The sequence below is a fragment of the Mycolicibacter nonchromogenicus genome (assembly GCF_002101775.1).
Classification (GTDB): domain Bacteria; phylum Actinomycetota; class Actinomycetes; order Mycobacteriales; family Mycobacteriaceae; genus Mycobacterium; species Mycobacterium nonchromogenicum.
Genome location: NZ_LQPI01000042.1, coordinates 30,478 through 57,400, shown reverse-complemented (window position 1 = coordinate 57,400; position 26,923 = coordinate 30,478). Strand labels below are relative to the sequence as shown.

Below are 26,923 nucleotides of genomic sequence, written 5' to 3'. Positions count from 1 at the left end.
AGTGGCCGGCAATCGGCAAACCCGGACGAAGACGCCGAGCGCAGCCAACTAGGCTGTCCGAGTGACTCTGCCCGTGGTATTGATCGCTGACAAACTCGCCCAGTCCACCGTCGCCGCCCTCGGCGACCAGGTCGAGGTTCGCTGGGTGGACGGCCCGGACCGCGAAAAGCTGCTGGCCGCCGTCCCGGAAGCGGATGCGCTGCTGGTGCGCTCGGCCACCACCGTCGACGCCGAGGTCCTCGCGGCCGGCACCAAGCTCAAGATCGTGGCGCGCGCCGGGGTCGGACTCGACAACGTCGACGTCGAGGCGGCCACCGCCCGCGGGGTGCTGGTGGTCAACGCGCCGACGTCGAACATCCACAGCGCCGCCGAGCATGCGATCGCGCTGATGCTCGCCGCCGCCCGGGAGATCCCCGCCGCCGACGCCTCGCTGCACGCCAAGCAGTGGAAGCGGTCCTCGTTCTCCGGCACCGAGATCTACGACCACACCGTCGGGGTGGTGGGCCTGGGGCGCATCGGACAGCTGGTCGCGGCGCGGCTGGCCGCCTTCGGTGCCCACATCGTGGCCTATGACCCGTACGTGTCGGCGGCCCGCGCCGCCCAGCTCGGCATCGAGCTGCTCAGCCTCGACGAGCTGCTGGGCCGCGCCGACTTCATCTCTGTGCACCTGCCGAAGACCCCTGAGACCGCGGGCCTGATCGGCAAGGAAGCCCTCGCCAAGACCAAGCCGGGGGTGATCATCGTCAACGCTGCCCGCGGCGGGTTGATCGACGAGCAGGCACTGGCTGATGCGATCACCAGCGGCCACGTCCGGGCGGCCGGGCTTGACGTGTTCGCCACCGAGCCGTGCACCGACTCGCCGCTGTTCGACCTGCCGCAGGTGGTGGTGACCCCGCACCTGGGCGCATCGACCGCCGAGGCTCAGGACCGAGCCGGCACCGACGTCGCCAAGAGCGTGAAGCTGGCCCTGGCCGGCGAATTCGTTCCCGACGCGGTCAACGTCGGCGGCGGCGCGGTCAGCGAGGAAGTCGCGCTCTGGCTGGATCTGGTCCGCAAGCTCGGCCTGCTGGCCGGTGCGCTCTCCGACAGCCTGCCGGTCTCGCTGTCCGTGCAGGTGCGCGGCGAGCTGGCGTCTGAAGATGTTGGCGTGCTGCGCTTGTCGGCGTTGCGCGGACTGTTCTCGGCGGTCATCGAAGACCCGGTGACCTTCGTCAACGCGCCGGCGCTCGCCGCCGAGCGCGGCGTCGACGCCGAGATCGGTACCGCCACCGAAAGCCCCAACTACCGCAGCGTCGTCGAGCTCAAGGCGGTCACCGCCGACGGCTCGACCGTCACGGTCGCCGGCACGCTGTCGGGCACCCAGCAGGTGGAGAAGATCGTCGAGATCAACGGTCGGCACTTCGACCTGCGGGCTCAGGGCGTCAACCTGATCATCAACTACTCCGACCAGCCCGGCGCACTCGGCAAGATCGGCACGCTGCTGGGGTCGGCGGGTATCAACATCCAGGCCGCGCAGCTGTCCGAAGACGCCGAAGGCCCCGCGGCGACCGTGCTGCTGCGGGTCGACCGCCCGGTGCCCGCGGACGTGCAGTCGGCCATCACCGCCGCAGTCGGCGCCAACAAGATTGAAGAGGTAGACCTGTCATGAGCCTCAAGCTCGCTGTGATTCCCGGCGACGGGATCGGCCCCGAGGTCATCGCCGAGGCCGTCAAGGTGCTCGACGCGGTGCTTCCGGGCACTGCGAAGACCGAATATGACTTGGGCGCCAAGCGTTATCACGCCACCGGCGAGATCCTGCCGGATTCGGTGCTGGAAGAGATTCGCGGCCACGACGTGATCCTGCTCGGCGCGATCGGTGACCCGTCGGTGCCGTCGGGTGTGCTGGAGCGCGGCCTGCTGTTGCACGCCCGCTTCGCGCTGGACCATCACGTCAATCTGCGTCCCAGCCGGTTGTACCCGGGGGTTGCCAGCCCGCTGGCCGACCCGCCGGAGATCGACTTCCTCGTGGTGCGCGAAGGCACCGAGGGGCCCTACACCGGCAACGGTGGCGCGCTGCGGGTCGGCACTCCCCACGAGGTCGCCACCGAGGTCAGCGTCAACACCGCGTTCGGGGTGGCCCGGGTGGTCCGATTCGCCTTCGAGAAGGCCCGCGCTCGGCGTAAGCACCTGACCCTGGTGCACAAGAACAATGTGCTGGCCTATGCGGGTTCGCTGTGGACCCGGACGGTGGCCGAGATCGCCAAGGACTACCCAGACGTCGAGACCGCCTACACCCACGTCGACGCCGCCACCATCTACATGGTCACCGACCCGGGCCGGTTCGACGTGATCGTCAGCGACAACCTGTTCGGCGACATCATCACCGACCTCGCAGGAGCTGTCTGCGGCGGAATCGGACTGGCGGCCAGCGGCAACATCGACGCCACCGGTGTCAATCCGTCGATGTTCGAGCCGGTGCACGGCAGCGCGCCCGACATCGCCGGGCAGGGCATCGCCGACCCGACGGCGGCGGTGACGTCGGTGGCCATGCTGCTGGGGCACATCGGCGAGCACGACGCCGCCGCCCGGGTCGAAGCGGCCGTCGCCAAGCACCTGGCTACCCGCGGGCCGGAGAAGCTGTCGACCGCCGCCACCGGTGACCGGATCCTGAGCCTGCTCTAGCTGCATTCGGCTGGCGCCGAGCCGCCTTAACGCGCCTACAGCCCCGAGCCGCCTTAGCCGCTTACAGCCCCGAGCCGGAATCTGACGACGTGACGCGGGCGTGTCGCGTCGCGAAAGTCCGGCTCGGCGTAGCGGTTAGCCCCAGACCTCGTCCAGGAACGGAATTCCCACGTCGAAGTCGCTCAGGATGGATGCAAGCGTCTCGACCGTAGCGCCCAACTCGATGGCACCCACTTGAGTGACCGCGGCGACCGCTGTTCCGGCGGCCAGGCCCAGCCCGGTCAACGGATCGGCGAGGTTGTCCCACAGAATGCTGATCAGATTGGCCGGCAGGGTGATCGCCAGCGTTGTCAGGGTGTCCGCGGCCGGCAGCAGCAGCGAATAGAGCTGTGCGAACGCACCGGTGAGCGTGTTGACGAAGTCCATGGGCGAGGACAACAGGTCCGTTGGCTTGGTGGACCAGGAGTCGGCCAGGTCGGCCAGCAGTGACGACGGGTTCGACACCAGGTCGCTGATGTCCTGGACGAACGCGTTGAAGCCCTGCTCGGCGGCGGGACCGAGGTTGTTGAACGCCACCATCACCTGATCCCAACTGGGGAAGAGGCCAAACCCGGTGGGCACGTTGGCACTTCCTTCGTCCCAGCCGTCATTGTTCGGGTTGTCATAGCCGAGGTTGACGAGCTGTTCCAGGACCGGATTGAGCAGATTGGCCAGTGGCTGGCCGATGATCGGGAGCTGTCGCAACAAGAACAGCAACGGCAGCTCGTCGGTGGGGATCATGTAATAGGTGGTGGCGCCGTCATAGTCGGCGGTCGTTCCCACCTGTATTGCATTGTCGACCTGTTCGGCGGTCAGTTTGTAGTACGTAGGGTGCACGAAGAGCTCACCCATCGCCGCATTGAGGACCGCCAGAAAATTCAGCGGGTATTTCGGGAAGTCCGCGAAGCCGTCGTACTCCAGTGAGTAGATCGAGGTCTGGTAGGGAGTGTCAGGGGCCGTAGCCGCTGAACGTGGCGCCGAATGCCGGAATCGTCATCCCAAGCCGCTCGAAGAGGCCGCCGTCCGGGTTGGTGACGGTGCCTGTCAGCACGAATTTCACGGCGTCGTCGGGCACGCCCTGCGCCAGCAGGTCGGTCATCAGGTTCGTGGCGATCGCGGTGCTCTGGGAGTAGCCGGAAACCACGACGGTGTTGCCGGCGGCGACGTTGTCGCTCACGTACTGGTTCACCATCGCGGTGCCCTGGGCCACGGACACGTCGAACGGCAGGCTCTTGATGCCGGAGAACATGGGCTGGGCGCCTTCGGGAGTGAACACCGGAACGCTGTGGGCTCCCGGCAGCACACGCTGGACAAACAGCTCGTCCATGTTTTCCACGTAGCCCGGACGCTGCTGCGGCAACGGCATACCGCTCCCGCCGACGATCAGCCCCACCAGATTGTTGGGGGAGTCGACCACGTAACCGCTGCCGGTGGAGGTGAGCTGCACCGCCGGTACGGCCGCGGCGGATGACAGTGGCGCCGCCGGGAAGCCGGCGATCAGGCCGGTGCCCATCGCTGCGGCAACGGCCATGGCACAGGGACGAAGCATGTAGGACACGGCATCTCCTAACCGAGAACAGGACAACCTGAAAGGCGCACCGTTGAACCTGGTCTGAATATAGTCAGAACGTAAGAATTTCTAGGTGTAGGTGGGCCGTGTTCGGTCGGCTGGGTCAGCGCCGCCGAGCCGGAATCTGACGACGTGACGCCAGCGTGTCGCGTCGCGAAAGTCCGTCTCGGCAGAGCACATCCGGGAGTCAGATACTGACGGGCAACCGCGCCGCGAGGTCGGCGACGCTGATGCCGAAGGTCTCGCGTGCCCGGACTGTCCCCGCAGCGGTGTCGATGTCGAAGACCGCGTACTCGGTGTAGACCCTGCTGACACACCGCAGACCGGTCAGCGGATAGGTGCACGAGGGAACCAGTTTGGCGGCACCGTCCTTGGTGAACAGGTCCATCATCACGAACACGCTCTTGGCTCCGATCGCCAAGTCCATGGCTCCGCCGACGGCGGGGATCGCACCGGGTTCCCCGGTATGCCAATTGGCCAGATCGCCACACTGGCTGACCTGTAATGCCCCCAGCACGCACACATCGAGGTGTCCGCCGCGCATCATCGCGAACGAGTCGGCGTGGTGGAAGTAGGAGGCGCCGGGCAGCTCGGTGACCGGTAACTTGCCGGCATTGGTGAGGTCGGGATCGACGTCTTCACCCCGCGCTGCCGGCCCCATACCGAGCATGCCGTTCTCGGTGTGCAGCACCACTGCGTCGTCGGGTGATAGGTGGTCGGCGACCAGCGTGGGCTGGCCGATACCGAGATTGACGTAGGAACCCGCCGGGATGTCACGGGCGATGAAGGCGGCGACCTCGTCGCGGGACAGGGGTCCGCGGTCAACATGCTCGACTGTGCGGGAGGGCATCGGCGTCATGAGCCCGTCTCCAAGATCCGATCGACGTAGATGCCCGGTGTGACAATCATTTCGGGATCCAGCTGGCCGGTGTCGACGACGCGGGACACCTCAGCGATCGTCAGCGTTGCCGCGGTGGCCATCACCGGACCGAAGTTGCGCGCGGTCTTGCGATACACCAGGTTTCCCGCGCGGTCTCCGACGTGGGCGCGGATCAGCGCGACATCGCCGTGAATCGGATACTCCAGCGCGTAGTCGCGGCCGTTGATGGTCCGAATCTCCTTGCCCTCGGTGAGCAGTGTGCCGACGCCGGTGGGGCAGTAGAACGCCCCGATCCCGGCACCGGCGGCGCGGATGCGCTCAGCGAGGTTGCCCTGCGGCACCAACTCCAGGGCGACCTTGCCGGCGCGATACAGGCCGTCGAACACATAGGAATCGGCCTGGCGCGGAAACGAACAGATCACTTTGCGTACGCGCCCGGCGGCCAACAGTGCAGCCAGTCCGGTGTCGCCGTTGCCGGCATTGTTGCTGACGATCGTCAGGTCACCGGCTCCCTGGGCGATCAATGCGTCGACCAGCACGGCGGGCATCCCGGCCATACCGAAGCCGCCCACCAGAATCGTTGCACCGTCGCTTACTCCGGACAGCGCCTGGGCAGCGGTGTCGCAGATTACGGTGCGGCTCACCCGGCGCCCTCAGCGGTGTCGTAGTCGGCAAGCACCTGCGACGCGATGCGGAACGCGGTGTTGGCATCGGGTACTCCGCAATAGATGGCGGTCTGCAACAACACCTCTTTGATCTCGTCGTTGCTCAGGCCGTTGCGGCGCGCCGCGCGCAGGTGCATGGCCAGCTCCTCGTGGTGGCCCCGAGCCACCAGCGCGGTCAGGGTGACTATCGAACGGCTGCGCCGGTCGAGGCCGTCACGGGTCCAGATGCTGCCCCAGGCATAGCGCGTGATCAGATCCTGAAAGTCGGCGGTGAACGCGGTGGTGCGCGCGATCGCCTGGTCGACGTGGGTGTCGCCGAGAACGCTGCGGCGCACTGATATTCCCTCGGTGTAGACCGGATCGCGGGTCAGAAGGTGATCGAGAATGAGGTTGGCGGTCGCGTGGGGCGCTTCGACAGGCGCAAGGTGTGCGACGCCGTCGAGCACCACCAGTCGGCCGTGCCGGACGCCGGAAGCAATGCGTTCCAACGTCTCTGGGGGAGTGGCGCCGTCCTGGCCGCCGGCAATGGCCAACACCGGAGCGGTGATCTGCCCCAGGCGAGCGGTGACATCGAAATCTGCCAGTGCTTCGCATGCCTGGGCATACGATTCGTCGTCGGTGGCCCGCAGAGCTTCCACCAGTGCAGCGGCCAGGTTCGGGGCCCGGTCGACGAAACCGGCTGCGAACCAGCGCTGTACGGCCGCCTCGACCAGCGTCGTGGTGCCCGACGCACGCACGGTGGCGGCACGGGCGGCCCAGTCCTCGGCGCGGCCGATGCTGGCACCGGTGCACTGCAGCGTGGCACTCGACACCCGCTCGGGCGCATCGAGCAATAACTGCAAGCCGACCACGCCGCCGATGGAGTTGCCGGCGTAGTGGAAGGGTGTGCGCGGCGTGATCTCGTCCACCAAGGCCAGCACGCCCGCTGCCAGATCGGGTATCCGGAAGCCGGCCGCCGGACTGCGGCCGTGACCGGGAAGATCCCAGCCGATGACGCGCACACGCTTGGCGAGTCGTTCGGCGGCTGCGCCCCAAAGGGCGGTTGCCGACGTACCCAGCGAGGGCCCGAGTATCAGGAGATCGGCGTCCGGCGGACCGCCGAAGTCGGTGCCGACCAGGCGCGGCACGCTCATGTTGCCTCCATCAGGTGGTGTTTCGCGCGTTGCAGCACGGCATCGATGAGATGGCCTGCCGCCCCGGTGTAGTCGCCACGAGCGGTGTGGCCGGTCAGTTCGGTCATCGCCCGCTGCTCCCCGAGCAGATCGCCGGCCGCGGCAAGGTTCGCCGCGGCCCGATCGGTGTCGACGACCAGCCCGGTGAGCAGGTCGGTGGTCTGCGCTGCGGCGGTGACGGCATAGCGGGACAACGTTCGCAGGGTGGCCCATTCGGCGTGCCAGCCGCCGTCGGAGCGCTCATCGATGCTGCCTGCCGACGCGGCGTGCAGGCCGGCGGCCAGCGGTGGTGCCAACAGCCCGGCACGGCGGATCAGCATCGATAGCACCGGATTGTTCTTGTGCGGCATCGTTGATGAGCCACCGCCGCGGCCCTCCGCCAATTCACCGATCTCGGCCCTGCTGCTGGCCGCGACATCGTTGGCGATATGCGACCACGCGTCACAACATGTCACCAGTGCGTCGCCGGCGCGGGTGATGACCGAGCGGGTGGTGTGCCAGGGCGGGCCGTCAGCGAGGCCAAGTGCTGCGGCCAGTCGTCCGGACAGATTTATGGCCTCGTCGGGAGACCCGGCCAATTCGGTGGCAGCGGCCATCGTTCCCGCCGCGCCGCCGGCCTGCACCGAGAGCTGCGGCAGAGTGGCGACGCAGTCGGCGCCGTCCAACAGGCCGGCCAGCCAGTGCGCAAATCTCAGTCCGATGGTGGTGGGCAAGGCGGGCTGGGTCAGGGTGCGGGCAAGCATGGGGCTGTTACGGTAGGTCTCGACCAACGCGGCCAATGTGCTCACCTGGGCGCTGATCTCGTCGCGGATGCGATCGAGCGTTTGCTGCAGGCAGAGCATCAGCGCGGTGTCGACCACGTCTTGGCTGGTCAGCCCGCGGTGCAGCCAACGTGCCGGTTCGCCGCCGGTGCGTGTCCGCAGCAGTTCGAGCAGGCCGGGCACCGGATTACCGGTCGCCTCGGCGGCCACAGCCACCGCTTCTACGTCCGCTGCCGAGACGAGCGCGGTCAGGTCGGCCCGCGCGGGCTGCGGCGCGATGCCGGATTCGACAAGCACATCGAGCCAGGCGCTTTCGACGCGCAGCATCGCGGCCAGGTACGCCGCATCGCTGAAGATCAGCCCAGCCCGGTGATCGCCGGGCCACAACAAGTCGGTCATGGTTGCCCCCGGTAGCGCAGGAACACCGTCTCCTCGGCGCCCTGCAGCCTGATGTCGAACCGAAAGCCGACGTCGTCCGGCTCCGCGATGAGGGTATGGCGACGATCGGGTGCCACAGAGTTCAGCAGGCGATCGCCATCGAGGTGATCGCCGGGCACATACGCCCGGGTGAACAACCGGTTGAGCAGGCCCCGCGCAAACACCGCGACGGTGATGAACGGTGTCGATCCTTGTGGCGCACCAGGTTTCACCGTCGTGAAGCTGTAGTGGCCGTCGGCATCGGTCGCCGCGCGCCCCCACCCGGTGAAGGTGTGGCCGTCACGGCGAAGGGAACCCGACGTCGCCACCGCCCCATTCGTGTCGGCCTGCCAGATCTCCAGCAGCGCATCGGGAACCGGGGCGCCGGCGCCGTCGGTCACGGTGCCGTGCAGCTGGATTGCGCCCGTCGAGCCGGGGGCCACCAGCTCGTTACCGCGCTCGAACGGCAACGCATAGCCGAAGAACGGCCCGATGGTCTGTCCGGGCGTGGCCGTCAACTCAGGCATCGTGATCCTCGAAAGGTGTTGCGGCTGGACCGGTGAGCACGATGTCCCACCGATAGCCGGTGGCCCACTCATGGCTGGTGATGTCGTGATCGTAGGTCGCGACCAGCCGATCACGAGCCTTCTGGTCGGTGATCGATTGGTAGATCGGATCCAGCGCGAACAGCCGGTCGCCGGGGAAGTACATCTGCGTGATCATCCGCTGCGTGAAATCAGTGCCGAACAACGAAAAATGGATATGCGCGGGACGCCAGGCGTTGTGGTGGTTGCGCCAGGGGTAAGGGCCGGGCTTGATGGTGGTGAAGCGGTAGAACCCGTCGTCGTCGGTCAGGCAGCGCCCCGCCCCGGTGAAATTGGGGTCCAATGGTGCGGGATGCTGATCCCCCTGATGGATGTAGCGCCCGCTGGCATTGGCCTGCCAGATTTCGACGAGTTGCCGGCGTACCGGTCGCCCGTTGCCGTCGACGATCCGCCCGGTCACCACGGTGCGCTCACCGATCGGTGCGCCGGCGTGCTGGACCGTCAGATCCGCGTCCAGCGGGTCGACGTCGTCCTCGCCGAAACAGGGCGCCCGCAGTTCTGCGGCCTCCGGGTCTGCCAGGTGCAGCGCATGCTTGGGATGCCGAAGCACGCTGCTGCGGTACGGCGGAAAGTCCAACCGAGGTTGGGTTTCCTCGATACCCGCACACTCGTAATCGGCGTGGAGCGCCCGGATTTCGGCGCTGATCTGCGTTTGGCCGGTCATCGCCGCTCCAGCCGGGCCAGTTCATGGCGCCAGGCGGCGTCCGCGGTGAATGAGGGACCGAGATCGGGCAGATCGGCCCAATCCGCGTCGTCGATCGGTTTGCAGGTGCCGCCGGCGGCGCGAATCCGCAGGGACATCGAGGCCAGCTGATCCAGGCTAATCGCCTGCAGCACAGCCTGGGCGGCCGTGGCAGCGGCACTGGTGATCCCATGACCGCGGCAGATCACCACCGGCTTGTCTGCCATGGCGGCGACCATCTCCTTCCCCAGCTCTGGGGTGCGGATCAGCACAGCCCGCGGGTAGACCGGAACGCCCCGGCGGGCGAGCCAGGCGCCCGGAATGTCGAAGGCCCCGTAGATGGGTTCGATGGTGATACCGGCGAGGTCGGCGGCGACCACGGCCGGCGGGTGCAGGTGGGCCACTGCCCGGTGTTCGGGATGGGCCAGCAGGGTCTCGACGTGAATCGGCAACTCGTTGGGTACGCGATAGCCGTCCAATTCCCCTGGCATCCCGGGGGTTCCGTCAAAGCGGATGAGCCGAATGTCGCCGGGACGAGTGAATGCCACACCGTCGTCAGAGTCGCTTCGGCACCGCACGAGCAGGTGCTCCTCATCGACTCGGGCGCTGATGTGTCCGAGAATTCCGTCGACCAGGCCCCGAGCGGCAGCCACTCGGCATGCCTGCGCGACCTCCAGCCGCAGCGGCGCAAGCTCGTCGATGTTCACGGATCAGCCTTCCGGCCGCGAGGAGTGCCGTGCCGGGCCCATTGCGAATCCGCCATCGGGATGGGTGCTCCCGGCCGTGATGCCGCGGGAGCGGTCCGATGCCAGGAAGACGTAACTCCACGCGTGGTCCTGCGGCGTGAGTGCCACGTTGAGCGGGGTGCGTGCCGCGAGGTCGCGTGCCCGGTTGGGGGTGTCGTCCAGGCGGATGTGGTCGAGCGACAAGTTCTGCAATCCGCGCAGGTCGGTGTTCAATGTGCCACCCGGCGCAACGCCGTTGACCCGGATGTGCGGGGCCAGTTCGTAGGCGAGTGTGGTGACCAGGCCACGCACGGCGAACTTGGACGCGACGTAGAGCACGCCCCCGCGACCCGGATAGAACGACGACGCAGACTCGGTGAGGACGATGGACGACCCCTCCTGGGCTTGCAGTGCCGGGACGGCGGCTTTCACCGACTGCAGATGACTCAGCACGTTCGTCCTGAACATCTCGTCGAACGCCGGCGCCAGCTCCTCGGTCGAGATGTCGGTGATGCCCTTGTAGAAGTCGAAGATCCCGACGCAGTTGACCAGCGTGTCCAGGCCACCGAAAGCTTCCACGGCTGCGGCGACAGCACGCTCGTTGGCCTCGGCGATCGTGGCATCGCCCTGGGTCACCGGGACTTCCGGCAGTTGACCGGCCAACGCGGAGCACTTCGCGCCGCTGCGTTCCAGCACCGCGACCTGGGCTCCCTCCTCCAGGAAGGCGTCAACAACCGCTCGACCGATACCCGAACCGCCGCCGACGACCAGCGCCCGCTTACCGTCCAGCCACCGCGTCATGGCAAGTCGCTGTCGTCGGAGAGGAGTGGTTGATGCATGTTGCCGACCATCGCCGCCAGAGTGTAGGCGTTCTGCCAGGTCAATGCCTCAAGTTCCAGGGCGTCCAGACTGATCCATTGCCCCGACTTCGGCGATGTGATCAGCAGCCGCGAACCGTTGCGGGTATCGACCCGCTGCAGTGTCACCTCGGTGAATTCGTTGGCGATGGTGATGGCGTCGCCGACCGCGTTGGCCAGGAGGTCGTCGCGTGCGCTCACAGGAAGACCGCCAGGTTCTGCATCCGCAGGACGGACTCATCGACATAGATGGTGCGGCGCGCCAACTTCCATTGATCATCAGTGCGCCGCAGCAGATCTTCTCGGCCGCAGGAGACGAGGGCGGCCTCGTTCACATCGCCACGGCTGCGGAAGAGCAATTCGGCCGACTCGACGATCAGATGCTGATCATCGTCGCAGGCAAAGGTGCGCACGTTGGTGATGTGATGACGCAGCCGTGACGGTGGATCTTCGGTCCAGGCGTGTTCGGTCGCAAAACGCGCGACCCGGCGGTTCAGGGAGTACTTGTTCTCATCGAAGTGAGCCATGCCGGGAGAGGTGTCGAATCCAGCGCCCGCGGCGGTGGTGACCCGGACAGGCATGAAGTAGTGGATGTCCTCGGTGAGGGTGTCGAGCCATTCGGTGTATTGCTGTGCGTCGAGCAGATAGGCCTCGTCGACCAGGAACTGGTGTGCCTGTAGGTGCCGGGGGTCGTTGAACGGCAAGGGCTTACCGGTACGGACATACTTTGGAGCATGGCCGCCGAGAACCGCCAACTCCCATGGGCCGGCGGCGTCCTTCGGTCGGGCATACCCCGCCCGCTGACCATTCTCGGCGGATGTCATACCCGGGCCTCCTCGCAGTCTGCGTCGCACGCAGATGTGCCGTTTGTCTGCACCAGAGGGGTGATCGCCTCGCGCTGGGTGCCCATCGCTGCGGCGGCCGCCGACACCGGCGGCATCTCGAGGTGATCGGCCCACATCCGCAGGATCGCCCGCTGATTGTTCTCGTTGTAGCCGACTTGAGCGGTGCCCGGGCCGTGGAACAGTTCCGGCGGCAGCGCATTGACCACCGGGGTGTCGTCGGCGAGCAGGCCCATCCGCCCGTTGAGCAGCAGTTGACGGGCCATGGAGCCGGCTGCGGTGTTGGTCAGTGACACCCAGTTCTCCACATCATCCTGTTCGAACATGCCCGTGGATCCAAAGCACATCAGGTAGGCCTTGTAGGAGTCCTTCTTGAACTGCTCGGGAGCGGCCGCGTCGACCGCGAACCACGAATACACCTCGGTTTCGTTCTCACTGATCGGCTGCCAGGTTCGAATCGATATGAACGGCAACACTTCTTCGCTGTCTTGGATCTTCGGCCAGTTGTGCACCAGGCTCATGTTGGGAAAGCACGATGCCGCCGAGATCATGAAGCCGTCGTCGGCCACCATGCGCTGGTGGTCGGCCGACCACACGTCCTTGATTCGCTCCACCATCTCGTCGGGGTAGCCGACGTAGCGCATCCGTTCCTCGAAGTCGCCCGGTGGCAGTTTGTAAGTAGTGCCGCCGCCGCAGGTCGCCCAGTACGTCGCACCGTCTTTTCGCTTCTGCGCCTTGGGTTCACGAAACAGCCCGATGTCGACGACCGAGGCGTGGGTGTGCGGGGTGTGATACATGTCCCCGGCGAAGTTCTCGACACCGATCTTCCAGTTCGCCTTGATGCGCCACCGTTGCGGGCCGCGCACCTCCAGGCCGCTGCGGCTCTGCTTGGTGTAGAAGTCGAGATAGAACTTGAAGTCGCCGAGAAACTCTTCGAGCGGGGGAGCCTGCGGATCCAGGCTGATGAAGATCAGACCGTTGTAACTGGCGAGACTCGGCGCCGGCAGCAGAGTCTGGCCTCGCTTGGAGAAGCCGGCTTCGCCGCCATAGGCCTCTTGGTGGAAGGGCAGGCCGGTGATGCGTCCGTCGTTGCGATACGTCCAGCCGTGATAGGGACAGCGGAAATTGGACGCATTGCCCATCTCGGCGCGGCATAGCTGCATGCCACGGTGCAGGCACATGTTGAACATGGCCCGAACGTCGCCTTTGGAGTCGCGCGCAATGATGAAGGAATCGTTGAGCAGGCGGCGCACGACATAGTCGCCGTCTTGCGGGATCTCCGATTCATGTGCCACGAACATCCAGGCGCGCCGGAAGAGCCGCTCCTTTTCGAGTTCGAAGATCTCGGCGTCGTTGTAGATGTGCGCCGGGATCATTCCCCGCCTGACCTCATCGAGGACATGCCGGTGATCACTCATCGATGCTTCTCCAGTCGTGAGGGCCCGCAATGTCTGCTATGCAGAGAATATCTCCGGGACGTAGGGAGAAACTTTGCCAGGTAGAGCGCTTATAGGCAACAACGCTGGGTAGTGTCTCTGGTATGCAGAGCAAGGATCTTGTCGGATCGCTTGACGACGGCGCCGGGGAAGCCGCCCCGGATTGGGGAGTGCCCCAGTATCCGATCGGATCGGTGGACCGGGCGCTGAAGCTTCTGCTGTTGCTGGGAGAGCAGCCGCAGATCCGCCTGACTGACGCGGCGAACCACTTGGGCGTCGCATCTTCGACGGCCCACCGGTTGTTGGCCATGCTGCAATACCGGGGCTTTGTGCGCCAGGACCCGGTGTCCAAGGCCTACCACCCCGGCCCCGCACTGATGAGCGTGGCGTTTTCGGTGTTCAACCGCATCGACGTCGAAGGCGTGGCGAAGCCGGTGCTGCTTCGCCTCAGTGAACGCCTCAACGAGACCGTGCATCTGGGCATGCTCGAGGGCGCCAACGTTCGTTTCATCGCCGCCGCCGAAGGACAGGCGGCGGTGCGGGTTGCCTCGCGGCTCGGACGCACCATGCCCGCGCACTGCACCTCGACCGGCAAGGCACTGCTGGCGCGTCTGTCGGATGCCGACATCGCCCGCCTGTATCCCGATGACGAGCTGCCGCGGGTGACCGCGCATTCGGTCGGCACCAGGACAGAGCTGCAACGTGAGCTCGGCCGGATCCGACAGCAGGGTTACGCGGTGAACCGCGAGGGGAGCGAGGAGGGAGTCGCCTCGGTCGCGGTGCCCATTCCCACCCGTGCGCCGGGCGTGCTGCTGGCACTCAATGCTGCGGCGCCCGTTCACCGGCTGAGCACGTCGCACTACCCAGGTGTGGCGGCTGTGCTGGTCGAGGCGGCCAAAGAGATCGGCGAGCAGATCGGCTAGCAGCCCGGGTTTCCCGGTCCAGTTTCCCCGGGCGAGCAGACGCGTAAGCCCCCAAAACTCGTCTGTTTTAGGGGCTTACGCGTCTGCTCGGCGGTGAAAAATCAGCGCGGGCATACCGGGTCGAAGTCGCGGCTGGCGATGAATGCCGGCCGCGGCACGGCAGCGCCGAATGGTTCGACCAGGGCGTTGTCCACGCTGTTGTAGACAATGAATACGTTCGAGCGCGCATACGGCGTGATGTTGCTGCTCGACCCGTGCATGCAGTTGCTGTCGAAGAACACCGCCGACCCGGCTGGGCCGGTGATCTGACGAATCCCGTGCTGATGGGCCAACCAGGTCAGGCTCGCATCGTCGGGCGTGCCGATCTCCTGCTGTTTGAGCGACGAGCGGTAGTGATCCGGCGGGGTCTGGCCGGGGCAGGACACGAACCACCGGTGCGAACCGGGCATGATCATCAACGACCCATTGCTGTCCAGGTTCTCGGTGAGGGCCACCGAGACGCTGACCGCACGGGGGCTGGGCATCCCGTCCTCGGCATGCCAGGTCTCAAAATCGGAGTGCCAGTAGAACTCTCGGCCATTGAACCCTGGCTTGAAGTTGACGCGGCTCTGGTGCACATAGACATCGGAGCCGAGTAGTTGACGGGCCGGTCCCACCAGACGCGGATCGGCGACCAGCGCGGCGAACACTCGGCTGATTCGGTGCACCTCAAAGATGGACCGGATCTGGCCACTGTCGCGCTCGCAGATCGAGCGCTCGTCGGCGGCCAGCGCGGCGTCGGCCCGCAGGCGGTCCAGTTCGTGCCGCAGGTCCGTCACCGCCTCGGCGTCCACCAGGGTGTCGAAGGCCAGAAATCCGTCAGCGTCGAACTGCGCGACGAGGTCCGGGCTCAACGGGCCGCCGCCGGGCTCGGTATTCCAGACCACCGGGTCGTGCCGGGGTTCGACACCGATCGTGACGTTGTTGCGGGTGGGGTAGCGGTCGGTGAGGGTTTCGATCACAGGAGGGGTCACGATGCCGTCTCCTGTTCGATGAGCAACGGGTACGCGCCGGTGTCGTCGTGCACCTCCTGCCCGGTGACCGGCGGGTCGAAGACGCACACCATGCGCAGGTCGGTGTGGGCGATAACCCGGTGGTGCTCGTGGCCATCGAGCAGATACAGCGTGCCGTCACGCAATGGGTGCACTTCGCCGGTCTCGTCGTTGATCAGTTCACCTTCGCCGCCCACGCAGTACACCGCCTCGACGTGGTTGGCGTACCACATAGAGGTCTCGGTACCGGCGTAGAGGCACGTTTCGTGCATCGAGAACCGCTGCCCGTCGCGGGCCAGCAGCAGCCGCTGGCTGTTCCACGTCTTGGACTGGACATCGCGGTCGGTGCCCTTGATTTCGGCGAGGGTGCGGACGATCATCGGCGGACTCCTGAGGTGGTTGTGGTCAGTTCACGGGCGGTGACGGCTTCGATCGACTGCGCGGTGATCGTCAGCCCCTCGGCCAAGTCGTCGTCGTCAATGACCAACGGAGGCATCAGTTTTACGACCTCGCCCTCAGGGCCAGAGCTCTCCAGCAGCAGCCCGCGGTCGAACGCCTCGCGGCAGACCGCCCCGGCCAGCTCCGGGCGTTCGAAGACCACGCCGTGCACCAGTCCGCGGCCCCGAGTGGTGACGCCGGGGATCGGGTCCACCACCTCGGTCAGCGCCCGCTCGATCTGCTCGCCCTTGCGAAGTACCGACTTCTCCAGGCGATCGTCGGTCCAGAAGTTCAGCGCCGCAGCGGCTGTCACGAACGACGGGTTCTGGCCGCGGAAGGTGCCGTTGTGCTCGCCCGGGTCCCACACGTCCAGTTCCGGCTTGATCAGCGTCAATGCCATCGGGAGCCCGTATCCGCTGATCGACTTGGACAGGCAGACGATGTCGGGAACGATGCCGGCCGCCTCGAAGCTGAAGAACGGTCCGGTTCGCCCACAACCCATCTGCACGTCATCGACGATCAGCAGAAGGTCGTGGCGTTGGCACAGCTCCCACAGGCCGCGAAGCCATTCCAGGCGGGCCACGTTGATTCCGCCCTCACCCTGAACGGTTTCGACGATCACCGCAGCCGGGTCGTTGAGCCCGCTGCCGCTGTCCTCGAGCAGACGCTCGAACCAGATGAAGTCGGGTACCACCCCGTCGAGGTAGTTGTCATAGGGCATGGGTGTGGCGTGCACCAGCGGAATCCCGGCGCCGCCGCGCTTCATCGAGTTGCCGGTGACGCTGAGCGACCCCAGCGTCATGCCGTGAAAAGCGTTGGTGAAACTGATGATGCTCTCGCGGCCGGTGACCTTGCGCACCAGCTTCAGTGCCGATTCCACAGCGTTGGTCCCCGTGGGCCCGGGAAACTGCACCTTGTATTCGAGTCCGCGTGGTTTGAGGATCACGTCCTCGAAGCGCTGCAGGAACTCAGCTTTGGCGACGGTGTTCATGTCGAGGCTGTGCACCACCCGATCCGAGCTGAGGTATTCCAGCAGCGGACCCCGCAGATCCGGGTGATTGTGGCCGTAGTTGAGGGCTCCGGCGCCGGCGAAAAAGTCCAGGTATTCCTTGCCGTCGACATCCCACATCCGGGAGCCGCTGGCCCGGTCGAACGTCACCGGCCAAGACCGGCAATAACTGCGTACTTCGGATTCCAGGGTCTCAAAAATCGTCACAATTCCTCCGTCCGTCGGTCGCACACAACGGAACGGAACGACGGGTCGAAATCAAACTCGCCGCGGGTGATCTCGGCTCGACCCACCACCCCGCTCGGATGCCCCCGGCCTAGGTCTGTCGGGGCTCACGTTTGCGTATTCGTGACCTTACCGAGACCATTTTGTGATCTCAACCGTGCCACGCCCTCACTGGCGTCGTCGGGGTACCCCAAGCGGTCCGATGCGAAACAAGTCTTCTGCCAGATGGGATTCGGCGAACAAATCCGCTCCGAACAGCTCAGAAGTCTCCAGCGCGGCGTCCCACCGGCGGGCGAAGGAGCCGAATAGCCGTCGGCTGGCCTCGTTGTCCGGTGTGATGGAGGTCTCAAGATGTGTCACGCCCGCAGCCACCTGCTCGGCCGCCAGGTGGTCGAGCATCCGGCCGGCCAGCCCGGCTCCCCGGTGGGCGGCATTGACCGCCACCTGCCAGACCATCAGGGTCTGCGGCTGTTCGGGGCGCCGGTAGCCAGTGACGAAGCCGCCCAGCTCCCCGTCCACCTCGGCAACTACCGAGGTAGCGGCGAAATCGCGGCACCACAACAGGTAGGCGTAAGGCGCATTGACGTCGAGAGTGGCGCTGTCGACGGCCATCTGCCACAGGGCCTGGCCGTCCGCCACCGTTGGTGTCCGAAGCCGGTAAGGAGCGGTATCCGTCATCGTTTCGACGGTACTTGCCGAAGCGCTCAGGGTGTTGACGTGTCGGGCGGGGGCCCGGGCGGCACCCGTAGGGTGCGCAACGCTTCGAGTACTGAACGGCCTTGGGGCTCGGCACTCACCGGCACCAACCGCAGCGCGGCCATGGGGAACAGTCCGCACAGCGCAAACGCGGCGGGATAGCCGACTGCGCCGATCAGCGCACCGAAGAGCGGGGGAGCGATCCCAGCGGTCAGTCGCTGGGTGGTGTTCTGGATTCCCAGCGCACGACCGCTCCAGTAAGGACCGGCGATCTCCGCGACTGCCGTCGAGGCCAATCCGTTGTCCAGCACCGTGATAACCGCCGCGACGACCATTGTCATCTCGGCGAGGCGGGAGTGAAGATGGTCGGCGGCTCCCAGCGCCAGCATGGCCAGTGCCGCGCCGACGGCGAGGCTGCGAATCGGCCGCAGTCGTGACCGTACGCGGTCGGACCACCGGCCAGCCGCCACCCGCCCGGCGGCGCCGAGTAGCTGCGACACCGTCACCAGGCCGCCGGCGGCGGCGATCGACCAGTGGGTGTCCACGATCAGCCAGACCAGCATGAACGTGGCGAGCACCGACTGCGGGACCATCAACAGAGCCGAAGACAGGTGGATGCGCCACAGCACCTTCGAGTCGCGGTAGGGGCTGGCGAGTTCGGCGCCCGAGGCCGCCGAGCGGGGTCTGCGCGGTGGATCGACTACGCCGATCGCACACGCAACAGCTGCCACGGCGCACAGCGTCGCCGGGAACATCAGCGCCCGCGTCAGACCGTGTTCAGCCAGTTCGGGAATCACCTCGGCGCCCAGCGCAATGCCCAGGGGTTGTGCGGTTTGGCGGATTCCCATCACCAGGCCCCGCTGGTGGGGCGGGAACCAGCCCGTCACCAACCGGCCGCTGGCACTGTTGGCGCTGGCGGCGGCCATGCCTCCGAGAAAGAGGAAAGCGCCGACCGCCACCAGTGACTGCATCGATGCGGCGGCGAAGGTGGCCAGCGCGGTCAACGCGGAGCCGACGCTCAACACGATCCGTTCACCTATGCGGTCCAACAGGGCTCCCCAGGCGAACAGGGTCAGCACCATTCCGAAGCTCGGCATGGAGGCCAGCAGGCCGGCCATTGCCAGGTTGGTCTCCCGCTTGGTCTCCAGCATCGGGATGACGAAGGCGATGCCGTTGATGAACACGAACGAGCACAGCGTGGCCATCAGGGCGACGAACACGACCGACCAGCGAGCGGCATTCCCGATCGGCTCGGCGGACATCCGACCATGCTTGCACAGGCGGCTGACCAGGAAAGCGAGCTGAGCGACGGTCCCGCGCTGGTGACCGGGCTGTGCGCCTTGTCGGCGCCCCACTGCACCCAACTCCGCGGCGCGTGTGAACGCCGGGTCCCAGGTGATGGCGACGCACTGCGCCCGGCTCCGCTGGGCTTGTGAACGCCATTAGGCTTGTGCAAATGCGACTAGGCCGAATTGCCAGCCCGGACGGTGTCGCCTTCGTCAGTATTGAAGGGGACCCCGACCGGCCACACGAGATGACCGCCCGCGAGATCGCCGAGCACCCGTTCGGCACACCGGAGTTCACGGGCCGGTCCTGGCCGCTGGCAGACGTGCGCCTGCTGGCGCCGATCCTGGCCAGCAAGGTGGTCTGCATCGGAAAGAACTACGCCGCCCACATCGCTGAAATGGGCGGCGCCCCACCGGCCAATCCGACCATGTTTCTCAAGCCCAACACCGCCATCATCGGTCCGAACGTGCCGATTCAGCTGCCCGCCAATGCTTCCCCGGTGCATTACGAAGGCGAGCTGGCTGTGGTCATCTCCCGACCGTGCAAAGACGTTCCGGCCGCACGGGCCAAGGACAACATCTTGGGTTACACCATCGGCAACGACGTGTCGGCCCGTGACCAGCAGCAGTCCGATGGGCAGTGGACCCGGGCCAAAGGCCATGACACCTTCTGCCCGATCGGGCCGTGGATCGTCACCGACGTCGACCCCGCTGACCTGGCGATTCGCACGGAGGTCAACGGCGAGGTCAAGCAGGACAGCCGGACGTCGCTGATGATGCACGACGTCGGCGCCATCGTGGAGTGGATCTCCGCGGTCATGACGCTGTTGCCCGGCGACATCCTCCTGACCGGCACCCCCGACGGTGTCGGCCCCATCGAGCACGGCGACACCGTGTCCATCTCCATCGAAGGCATTGGCACCCTGTCCAATCCGGTTATCCGCAAAGGAAACTCGTGACCGCATCTGGTGTTCGCGTCCGGTTCTGCCCGTCCCCGACCGGCACGCCGCACGTTGGGCTGATTCGCACCGCCCTGTTCAACTGGGCCTACGCCCGCCACACCGGGGGCACCCTGGTCTTCCGGGTGGAGGACACCGACGCGCAACGCGACAGCGAGGAAAGTTATCTGGCGCTGCTGGATGCGCTGCGCTGGCTGCATCTGGACTGGGATGAGGGGCCCGAGGTGGGCGGGCCCTACGGCCCGTACCGCCAGTCGCAGCGCGCCGACATCCACCGGGATGTGGTGGCACAGCTGCTGGCGGCGGGCGAGGCGTATGAGGCCTTCTCGACGCCAGAGGAAGTCGAGGCCCGCCACCTCGCGGCCGGCCGCAACCCCAAACTGGGTTACGACAACTTCGACCGTGAGTTGACCGCGCAGCAGCGGGCCGGTTTCCTGGGCGAGGGGCGCAAGCCCGTCGTACGGCTACGGATGCCCGACACCGAGCTCGGTTGGACGGACCTGGTGCGCGGACACACGTCCTTCCCGGCGGGCACCGTTCCCGACTTCGCGCTGACACGGGCCAACGGGGACCCGCTCTACACGTTGGTCAACCCGGTCGACGACGCCCTGATGAAGATCACTCACGTGCTGCGTGGTGAGGATCTGCTGCCGTCCACGCCACGCCAGATCGCGCTGTATCAGGCGCTGATCCGTATCGGTGTGGCTGACCGAGTTCCGGAATTCGGCCACCTGCCAACTGTTTTGGGTGAAGGCACCAAGAAGCTGTCCAAGCGCGACCCGCAGTCGAACCTGTTCGCGCATCGCGACCGCGGATTCATCCCCGAAGGGCTGTTGAACTACCTGGCGCTGTTGGGCTGGTCTATCGCTGATGACCGCGACGTGTTCAGCCTCGACGAGATGGTCGCCGCGTTCGATGTGGTCAACGTCAACTCCAACCCGGCCCGATTCGACCAGAAGAAGGCCGATGCGCTCAACGCCGAGCACATCCGGATGCTCGACCTGGACGACTTCACCGCCCGGTTGCGTAGTTTCCTCGACACCCACGGACACGACACCGGCCTGGACGAAGCCGGCTTCGCGGTGGCCGCCGCCCTGGTGCAGACCCGCATCGTGGTGCTCGGCGACGCGTGGCCGCTGCTGAAGTTCTTCAACGACGCGCACTACGAGGTGGACCCGCGGGCCGCCGCCAAGGAACTGGGCCCCGACGCGGCTCCGGTGCTGGATGCGGCCATCGCGGCGCTGGAGGGCGTGGGGGAGTGGACCACCGCCAACATCGAGGCCGCCCTGAAGACCGCGCTGCTGGACGGTCTGGGGCTGAAACCCCGCAAGGCGTTCGGCCCGATCCGGGTCGGGGTCTCCGGTGGACTGGTCAGCCCGCCGCTGTTCGAGTCGCTGGAGTTGCTGGGCTCCAACCGCAGCTTGGCCCGGTTGCGGAGCGCCCGAGACGGCATTGGGGAAGCGCGATGACAACTTCGCGCTAGAAGTTTGGTAGTCTGCTCGTCGGCCCAAGAACGGCTGTCCAGTAGTGCCCCACCGGCACTCTGACCAGCAATAATGGCCGGCCAATGGGGTATGGTGTAATTGGCAACACAGCTGATTCTGGTTCAGCCATTCTAGGTTCGAGTCCTGGTACCCCAGCAAAAGCGGTCCGCTGCAAGCGATTAGGCGGGCCGTGCGGGTTGAGCTATGCTGACAACCCGGAAATGTTCTAGCCCCCGTCGTCTAGCGGCCTAGGACGCCGCCCTCTCACGGCGGTAGCGTGGGTTCGAATCCCATCGGGGGTACAACACAAAAGGCCCGCACCGTCAAGGTGCGGGCCTTTTGGCGTCGAGCAGGCCTTGAGGGTTTCAGTCGCCCTTGGGGGCGGTGGAACCGGCCAGCGGCATGGCCGGCAACCCGAGCTTGCGGTGGTCCCAGGAGCGGGTGCGCTGTGTGACGATGCGCACAGCCACCCGGTTATTCATCATCGCGTCGACGCCGGGCTTCATCTCGTCGGTGTAGGGGCCGGTGTAGCGCTCCCAGACGCTGACGCCCACCCGGAAGAGGGTGTCTGGGTCGTCGACGATCTCCGCGACGCCCTCGAAGGCGGCCCCACGCAGGGTGTCGTAGGTCAGGCCGTCTTCCAGGAGGAAGGTAACCCGCGGATCGCGGCGCAGGTTGACCGCTTTCTGGGACTTGGCTTTGGTCTCGAGCCAGATCTCGCCGTCGAGCACCGCGTACCACATCGCGGTCAGGTGGGGCTGCCCGTCCGGCCCGATGGTGGCCAGTGTTCCGGTGCGGTGCGAGTTGACGAAGTCAGCGACCTCGGCATCGGTCATCACGATCTGTGCGCGCTGTTTGGTTCCCATCTCTGCAGTCTGACAGGCGGATCAGATCCTCCGGCGAGCAGAGGCGGAATCGCATTGGTCCCGCCGGCGGCAGGCGAAACTGGGACTGCTCGCGCCCAGTTACAGCCGGTCAGCAAGCGCGTCGGCCGCCGCGAGCAGGTCGGCGGCCCAGCGTGCGCCCGGCCGCCGCCCCATCCGGTCGATCGGGCCCGACACCGAGATCGCTGCCACCACCGTGCCGCTGTGATCGCGCACCGGCGCCGACACGCTGGCCACCCCCGGCTCGCGCTCGGCGACGCTTTGTGCCCAGCCTCGGCGGCGGGTCTCGGTGAGGGCGCGGCTGGTGAACTTGGCCTCCGGCAGCACTTCCTGTTGCAGGCTCGCGTCGGCGTAGGCCAGCAAGACTTTGGCCCCTGAGCCGGCGGTCATCGGCAACCGGGTGCCGACCGGAACCGTGTCTCGCAGTCCAGCGGGGGGTTCCAGCGCCGCAACGCAGACTCGTTCGGAGCCTTCGCGGCGATACAGCTGCACGCTCTCCCCGGTGATCTCACGCAGCCGCGGCAGCACCGCCGCACCGGCCGCTCGAAGCGGATCGTCGGCGCGGGCGGCCAGCTCACTGACCGCGGGCCCGACTCGCCAGCGGCCCTCGTTGTCACGCCCGAGTAGCCGGTGGGTCTCCAGGCCTGCGGCCAGCCGGTGTGCGGTGGCGCGGGGCAGGCCGGTGCGGTCGCACAGTTCAGCGAGTCCACATGGTGATTCGGCGACGGTGTGGAGCACCGACAGTGCTTTGTCCAGAACGCCGATACCGCTATGCTGTCCCATATATAGATACTAGCGTCTCAAAATATGAGACCCACAGATTTGGGGATGGCAATGACCGAGCAGCCTCGCACCCTGGCCGAGAAGGTCTGGGCAGACCACGTCGTGGTGTCCGGCGGGGGGACCGAACCCGACCTCATCTACATCGATCTGCACCTGGTTCATGAAGTCACCAGTCCGCAGGCGTTCGAGGGGCTGCGGCTGGCGGGTCGTCGAGTGCGGCGGCCGGATCTGACCATCGCCACCGAGGACCACAACGTGCCGACGGCCGATATCGACAAGCCGATCGCCGACCCGGTGTCACGCACTCAGGTCGAGACGCTGCGGCACAACTGCGCCGAATTCGGTATCCGGCTGCACCCCATGGGCGACATCGACCAGGGAATCGTGCACATCATCGGCCCGCAGCTCGGGCTCACCCAACCCGGGACGACGGTGGTCTGCGGTGACAGCCACACCTCCACCCACGGCGCTTTCGGTGCGCTGGCAATGGGAATCGGCACCTCCGAGGTCGAACACGTACTGGCCACTCAGACACTGCCGCTCAAGCCGTTCAAGACCATGGCGGTCAACGTCGACGGTCAGCTCGCCGACGGTGTGACGGCCAAGGACATCATCCTGGCGGTGATCGCTCAGATCGGCACCGGCGGCGGCCAGGGCTACGTCATCGAGTACCGCGGCAGCGCTATTGAGGCGCTGTCGATGGAGGCGCGCATGACGATCTGCAACATGAGCATCGAGGCGGGCGCCCGCGCCGGCATGGTCGCCCCGGATGAGACCACCTATGAGTACCTGCGGGGCCGGCCCCACGCGCCGACCGGTGCGGACTGGGACGCCGCCGTGGCCTACTGGAGCAGCCTGCGTACCGACCCGGGAGCGGCTTTCGATACCGAGGTCCACCTGGACGCGGCTGCCCTGACCCCGTTCGTGACCTGGGGCACCAACCCTGGCCAAGGTGTCCCGCTGGGCTCCGACGTACCCGACCCGGAGGCCATCCACGACGAAGCCCAGCGGCGGGCCGCGGAGAAGGCGTTGGCGTACATGGACCTTCAACCGGGGACGCCGATGCGCGACATCGCCGTAGACACGGTGTTCGTCGGATCCTGCACCAACGGCCGCATCGAGGACCTACGTGCCGCAGCAGAGGTGCTGCGTGGACGCAAGGTCGCCGACGGTGTGCGGATGCTCGTGGTGCCGGGCTCGATGCGGGTGCGCAATCAGGCCGAAGCCGAAGGACTGGCGGAGGTTTTCACCGCCGCAGGCGCCGAGTGGCGCCAACCGGGCTGCTCGATGTGCTTGGGAATGAACCCCGATCAGCTGGAGCCGGGGCAACGGTCCGCGTCGACCTCCAACCGCAATTTTGAGGGCCGGCAGGGCAAGGGCGGACGCACCCACCTGGTGTCTCCGGTCGTCGCCGCTGCCACCGCCGTCCGTGGGAAGCTGTCGGCTCCCTCCGACTTGAACTGACCGCCACGGTATTAAAAGGAGCCTAATCATGGAAGCTTTCAGCACTCATACCGGAATCGGAGTCCCGCTGCGGCGGTCCAATGTCGACACCGACCAGATCATTCCGGCGGTCTATCTCAAGCGCATCACCCGGACGGGATTCGAGGACGGCCTCTTCGCCACATGGCGCACCGATCCGTCCTTCGTGCTGAATCTCAGTCCTTTCGACAAAGGTTCGGTTCTGGTGGCCGGACCGGACTTCGGCACCGGATCGTCGCGGGAGCACGCGGTGTGGGCGCTGCTCGACTACGGGTTCCGGGTGGTGATCTCCTCCCGATTCGCCGACATCTTCCGCGGCAATGCCGGCAAGGCCGGTCTGCTGGCAGCCCAGGTGGCCCAAGATGATGTGGAACTGCTGTGGAAAGTCATCGAGCAGAACCCGGGGCTGGAAATCACTGTCAATCTTCAAGATCGGAATATCACCGCCGGAACGGTGGTGGTGCCGTTCACGATTGACGACTACACCGCATGGCGGTTGTCCGAAGGACTCGACGATATAGGCCTTACGCTGCGGAAACTCGAAGAAATCGACTCTTTCGAAGCCGCTCGCCCGAGCTGGAAGCCGCGCACCCTGCCAGCTTCTTGAGGCCCTCTTGGGAGCTGAATTTCGTGGGTAGGACGCGCTCGTCAGCGCCCAAGGGCGGTAACCGGATTGCCGAATTTCGCCCATAATCTCGTTTGAAATTGCGCGTGGCTCTTGGATATCTGTGGTATCAGGGATTACCGTGTGCTCTAGTCGGCTCAAGTAGGGCCACTGGGTTCGGAGGGATTGGATGAACAAAGCAGAGCTCATCGAGGTGCTCACAAAGGAATTGGACACCGACCGTCGGTCGGCGACTGACGCCGTCGAGCATTTCGTCAATGCCATTGTGCGCGCCGTCCACAAGGGTGAGAGCGTCACCATCACCGGGTTCGGCGTTTTTGAGCGTCGCCGTCGCGCCGCGCGCGTGGCCCGCAATCCCCGCACCGGTGAAACGGTCAAGGTGAAGCCGACGTCCGTTCCCGCTTTCCGGCCGGGTGCGCAGTTCAAGGCGATTGTTTCTGGCGCGCAGCGTGTCCCGGCTGAGGGTCTCGCCGTCAAGCGCGGTGCTGGTGCCAGTGCGGCTCCGGCGAAGAAGTCTCCGGCCAAGAAGGCCACCAAGGCTGCTGCCAAGAAGACTGCGGCCAAGGCTCCGGCGAAGAAGGCTCCGGCGAAGAAGGCCGTGACCAAGGCTCCGGCGAAGAAGGCCGTGACCAAGGCTCCGGCGAAGAAGGCTCCGGCGAAGAAGGCCGTGACCAAGGCTCCGGCGAAGAAGGCCGTTACCAAGGCCCCGGCCAAGAAGGTTGCCGCGAAGAAGGCAGCGACCAAGGCCCCGGCCAAGAAGGCCACGAAGGCTCCAGCCCGCAAGGGTCGCAAGTAACAACGAACAGCCGAGCGCCGCGGGGTCAGCCCCGCGGCGCTCGGTCGTTCATACCAGTGCTTGGGTAGCCAGCGGACTACCGATGTGGTCGGCGGCGATCAACCGGCCTCCCGACAGCGACAGCACCCAGGTGCTGCCCTTGCGATTGCGCGACTTGTCCGGACTGATGCCGTCGCGCTCGCACCACCAGGCGATCAACCCCGGAATCACCTTGCCCTGGGTACAGATGACGGGTGTGCCGCCCAATTTCGCGATCTCCACCAGCCGGCGCCGGGCCTGCTTCGGGTTGTCTGCGTAAGACTCCTCGGTCAGCGTCGGCTCGTTGTGCACGGGTACTCCGAGCTCGGCGGCCAATGGTTCCACGGTCTGCTCGCAGCGCACCCGGTCGGCGGCGTACACCGCGCTCGCGCCGAAGGCCAGCAGCTGATCGGTGAGCGCCTCGGCCTGTGCGCGGCCCTTCTTGTCCAGCGGGCGCTGCCGGTCGTCGCCGGAGAACCGCGACCGGCGCCCAGCGGTACCGTGCCGAACGATCAACACCGTCTGGGTGTCCGCGGGCTGCTTGGCGAACCGCCGCAATATCTTCCGGTCATGGGCGTAGGGGAGTTCCTTCATTGCGGCATCGACCGGTAGCCAGACCAGGTCGTCAACCTCGTGATTGGGCACAAACTCTCCGCCCAGCGCCTGTGCGGCCCAATACCGGACCTTCTTGACGCCCTGGGCCACCGGATATCGGACCGTCCCCAGCCGGCGGCCCAGCCGTGCGTGCTGGCCGGTCTCCTCGAGGATCTCCCGTACGGCCGTCACCGGCTCGGTCTCCCCGGGATCGACTTTGCCCTTGGGCAGCGACCAGTCGTCGTAGCGCGGGCGGTGGATGAGCGCCACCTCAACGGTCTTGCGCCGCCTGCGCCACAGCACCGCGCCCGCGGCGTGGATCACCTTGCCTTCGGTCCCCGCGCCATCCGGAACTGTCGTTTCGAGCACCTTGGACTC

The 26,923-nt window shown here is 66.3% G+C and carries 27 protein-coding genes, 2 tRNA genes and 1 pseudogene; 10 read left to right on the top strand and 20 right to left on the bottom strand.

The annotated features are described in order from the left end of the window. The first annotated feature begins 61 nt into the window (after positions 1–61). Both serA and AWC18_RS10860 read left to right on the top strand, forming a co-directional pair. Positions 62–1,648, top strand: a complete 1,587-nt coding sequence (gene serA, locus AWC18_RS10865) for a phosphoglycerate dehydrogenase (protein WP_085138724.1) — start codon at positions 62–64, stop codon at positions 1,646–1,648. After that, entirely contained in the window at positions 1,645–2,661 is a 1,017-nt protein-coding gene (locus AWC18_RS10860) for a 3-isopropylmalate dehydrogenase (protein WP_064997326.1), read from the top strand. The genes serA and AWC18_RS10860 overlap by 4 nt, the downstream gene beginning before the upstream one ends. A gap of 135 nt (positions 2,662–2,796) precedes the next feature. Here AWC18_RS10860 and AWC18_RS10855 read toward each other — a convergent pair. The 12 genes and pseudogenes from AWC18_RS10855 to AWC18_RS10795 all read right to left on the bottom strand — a co-directional run bounded on the left by AWC18_RS10855 (position 2,797) and on the right by AWC18_RS10795 (position 13,294). Beyond that, positions 2,797–3,949, bottom strand: a pseudogene (locus AWC18_RS10855) (PE-PPE domain-containing protein). Positions 3,950–4,457: 508 nt separating this feature from the next. Next, positions 4,458–5,120: a 3-oxoacid CoA-transferase subunit B gene (locus tag AWC18_RS10845; RefSeq protein ID WP_420093329.1), complete on the bottom strand. Its 663-nt coding sequence runs from the start codon at positions 5,118–5,120 to the stop codon at positions 4,458–4,460. A gap of 5 nt (positions 5,121–5,125) precedes the next feature. Next, a complete protein-coding gene (locus tag AWC18_RS10840; RefSeq protein ID WP_085138720.1) occupies positions 5,126–5,794 on the bottom strand; it encodes a 3-oxoacid CoA-transferase subunit A in 669 nt (222 codons plus the stop codon). Continuing rightward, positions 5,791–6,948: a bifunctional 3-oxoadipate enol-lactonase/4-carboxymuconolactone decarboxylase PcaDC gene (gene pcaDC / locus AWC18_RS10835; RefSeq protein WP_085138719.1), complete on the bottom strand. Its 1,158-nt coding sequence runs from the start codon at positions 6,946–6,948 to the stop codon at positions 5,791–5,793. The genes AWC18_RS10840 and pcaDC overlap by 4 nt, the downstream gene beginning before the upstream one ends. After that, a complete protein-coding gene (locus AWC18_RS10830; protein ID WP_085138718.1) occupies positions 6,945–8,147 on the bottom strand; it encodes a lyase family protein in 1,203 nt (400 codons plus the stop codon). Before AWC18_RS10830 ends, pcaDC begins: the two co-directional genes overlap by 4 nt. Further along, positions 8,144–8,692, bottom strand: coding sequence for a protocatechuate 3,4-dioxygenase subunit alpha (gene pcaG, locus AWC18_RS10825; protein WP_085138717.1), 549 nt, complete (start codon positions 8,690–8,692; stop codon positions 8,144–8,146). The genes AWC18_RS10830 and pcaG overlap by 4 nt, the downstream gene beginning before the upstream one ends. Continuing rightward, positions 8,685–9,434, bottom strand: a complete 750-nt coding sequence (gene pcaH, locus AWC18_RS10820) for a protocatechuate 3,4-dioxygenase subunit beta (protein ID WP_085138716.1) — start codon at positions 9,432–9,434, stop codon at positions 8,685–8,687. The genes pcaG and pcaH overlap by 8 nt, the downstream gene beginning before the upstream one ends. Beyond that, entirely contained in the window at positions 9,431–10,153 is a 723-nt protein-coding gene (gene phtC / locus AWC18_RS10815; protein WP_109560053.1) for a 3,4-dihydroxyphthalate decarboxylase, read from the bottom strand. Before phtC ends, pcaH begins: the two co-directional genes overlap by 4 nt. Positions 10,154–10,162: 9 nt before the next feature. Further along, complete coding sequence (gene hcaB, locus AWC18_RS10810) at positions 10,163–10,978, bottom strand: 3-(cis-5,6-dihydroxycyclohexa-1,3-dien-1-yl)propanoate dehydrogenase (protein WP_085138714.1); 816 nt, start codon at positions 10,976–10,978, stop codon at positions 10,163–10,165. Continuing rightward, entirely contained in the window at positions 10,975–11,235 is a 261-nt protein-coding gene (locus AWC18_RS10805; RefSeq protein WP_064996993.1) for a dihydrodiol dehydrogenase, read from the bottom strand. Before AWC18_RS10805 ends, hcaB begins: the two co-directional genes overlap by 4 nt. Continuing rightward, positions 11,232–11,858: a 3-phenylpropionate/cinnamic acid dioxygenase subunit beta gene (locus AWC18_RS10800; protein WP_085138713.1), complete on the bottom strand. Its 627-nt coding sequence runs from the start codon at positions 11,856–11,858 to the stop codon at positions 11,232–11,234. The genes AWC18_RS10805 and AWC18_RS10800 overlap by 4 nt, the downstream gene beginning before the upstream one ends. Next, the gene (locus AWC18_RS10795; protein WP_085138712.1) at positions 11,855–13,294 is read right to left on the bottom strand and encodes a Rieske 2Fe-2S domain-containing protein; all 1,440 of its coding nucleotides are present in this window, start codon (positions 13,292–13,294) and stop codon (positions 11,855–11,857) included. Before AWC18_RS10795 ends, AWC18_RS10800 begins: the two co-directional genes overlap by 4 nt. Positions 13,295–13,416: 122 nt before the next feature. On the opposite strand from AWC18_RS10795, the gene AWC18_RS10790 reads away from it, so the two are divergent. Next, a complete protein-coding gene (locus AWC18_RS10790; RefSeq protein ID WP_085138711.1) occupies positions 13,417–14,235 on the top strand; it encodes an IclR family transcriptional regulator in 819 nt (272 codons plus the stop codon). A 101-nt stretch (positions 14,236–14,336) separates the two neighbouring features. Here the strand turns inward: AWC18_RS10790 and thpD are convergent, their stop codons facing one another. The 5 genes from thpD to AWC18_RS10765 all read right to left on the bottom strand — a co-directional run bounded on the left by thpD (position 14,337) and on the right by AWC18_RS10765 (position 18,896). Further along, a complete protein-coding gene (gene thpD / locus AWC18_RS10785) occupies positions 14,337–15,248 on the bottom strand; it encodes an ectoine hydroxylase (protein WP_208858351.1) in 912 nt (303 codons plus the stop codon). After that, positions 15,245–15,646 (bottom strand): ectoine synthase, encoded by a 402-nt coding sequence (locus AWC18_RS10780; RefSeq protein ID WP_064996997.1) that lies wholly within the window; start codon positions 15,644–15,646, stop codon positions 15,245–15,247. Before AWC18_RS10780 ends, thpD begins: the two co-directional genes overlap by 4 nt. Next, on the bottom strand, positions 15,643–16,920 hold the full coding sequence (gene ectB, locus AWC18_RS10775) for a diaminobutyrate--2-oxoglutarate transaminase (RefSeq protein WP_085138710.1): 1,278 nt from the start codon (positions 16,918–16,920) through the stop codon (positions 15,643–15,645). Before ectB ends, AWC18_RS10780 begins: the two co-directional genes overlap by 4 nt. 186 nt (positions 16,921–17,106) lie before the next feature. Continuing rightward, positions 17,107–17,616 carry a diaminobutyrate acetyltransferase gene (gene ectA, locus AWC18_RS10770; protein ID WP_085138709.1) on the bottom strand — a complete coding sequence of 170 codons (510 nt, stop codon included), beginning with the start codon at positions 17,614–17,616 and terminating at the stop codon, positions 17,107–17,109. Positions 17,617–17,642: 26 nt separating this feature from the next. Further along, a complete protein-coding gene (locus AWC18_RS10765) occupies positions 17,643–18,896 on the bottom strand; it encodes an MFS transporter (protein WP_085138708.1) in 1,254 nt (417 codons plus the stop codon). Positions 18,897–19,090: 194 nt separating this feature from the next. On the opposite strand from AWC18_RS10765, the gene AWC18_RS10760 reads away from it, so the two are divergent. From AWC18_RS10760 to AWC18_RS10745, 4 genes are all read left to right on the top strand, one after another. Then, positions 19,091–19,879 carry a fumarylacetoacetate hydrolase family protein gene (locus AWC18_RS10760; RefSeq protein WP_085138707.1) on the top strand — a complete coding sequence of 263 codons (789 nt, stop codon included), beginning with the start codon at positions 19,091–19,093 and terminating at the stop codon, positions 19,877–19,879. Continuing rightward, entirely contained in the window at positions 19,876–21,348 is a 1,473-nt protein-coding gene (gene gltX, locus AWC18_RS10755) for a glutamate--tRNA ligase (protein ID WP_085138706.1), read from the top strand. The genes AWC18_RS10760 and gltX overlap by 4 nt, the downstream gene beginning before the upstream one ends. A gap of 99 nt (positions 21,349–21,447) precedes the next feature. Continuing rightward, a tRNA-Gln gene (locus AWC18_RS10750) sits at positions 21,448–21,519 on the top strand. A gap of 73 nt (positions 21,520–21,592) precedes the next feature. After that, positions 21,593–21,665: transfer RNA gene (locus AWC18_RS10745), tRNA-Glu, on the top strand. A gap of 63 nt (positions 21,666–21,728) precedes the next feature. Here AWC18_RS10745 and AWC18_RS10740 read toward each other — a convergent pair. Then, positions 21,729–22,229, bottom strand: a complete 501-nt coding sequence (locus tag AWC18_RS10740; RefSeq protein WP_064997003.1) for a pyridoxamine 5'-phosphate oxidase family protein — start codon at positions 22,227–22,229, stop codon at positions 21,729–21,731. A gap of 99 nt (positions 22,230–22,328) precedes the next feature. Beyond that, positions 22,329–23,030 carry an IclR family transcriptional regulator gene (locus AWC18_RS10735; protein ID WP_064997004.1) on the bottom strand — a complete coding sequence of 234 codons (702 nt, stop codon included), beginning with the start codon at positions 23,028–23,030 and terminating at the stop codon, positions 22,329–22,331. A gap of 45 nt (positions 23,031–23,075) precedes the next feature. On the opposite strand from AWC18_RS10735, the gene leuC reads away from it, so the two are divergent. The 3 genes from leuC to AWC18_RS10720 all read left to right on the top strand — a co-directional run bounded on the left by leuC (position 23,076) and on the right by AWC18_RS10720 (position 25,933). Further along, on the top strand, positions 23,076–24,494 hold the full coding sequence (gene leuC / locus AWC18_RS10730) for a 3-isopropylmalate dehydratase large subunit (RefSeq protein WP_064997005.1): 1,419 nt from the start codon (positions 23,076–23,078) through the stop codon (positions 24,492–24,494). Between the two features lie 28 nt (positions 24,495–24,522). Next, entirely contained in the window at positions 24,523–25,119 is a 597-nt protein-coding gene (gene leuD / locus AWC18_RS10725) for a 3-isopropylmalate dehydratase small subunit (RefSeq protein WP_064997006.1), read from the top strand. Between the two features lie 187 nt (positions 25,120–25,306). Further along, entirely contained in the window at positions 25,307–25,933 is a 627-nt protein-coding gene (locus AWC18_RS10720) for an HU family DNA-binding protein (protein ID WP_085138705.1), read from the top strand. A 48-nt stretch (positions 25,934–25,981) separates the two neighbouring features. Here the strand turns inward: AWC18_RS10720 and mutT1 are convergent, their stop codons facing one another. Beyond that, entirely contained in the window at positions 25,982–26,914 is a 933-nt protein-coding gene (mutT1, locus tag AWC18_RS10715; protein ID WP_064997008.1) for an 8-oxo-(d)GTP phosphatase MutT1, read from the bottom strand. Positions 26,915–26,923 lie beyond the last annotated feature (9 nt).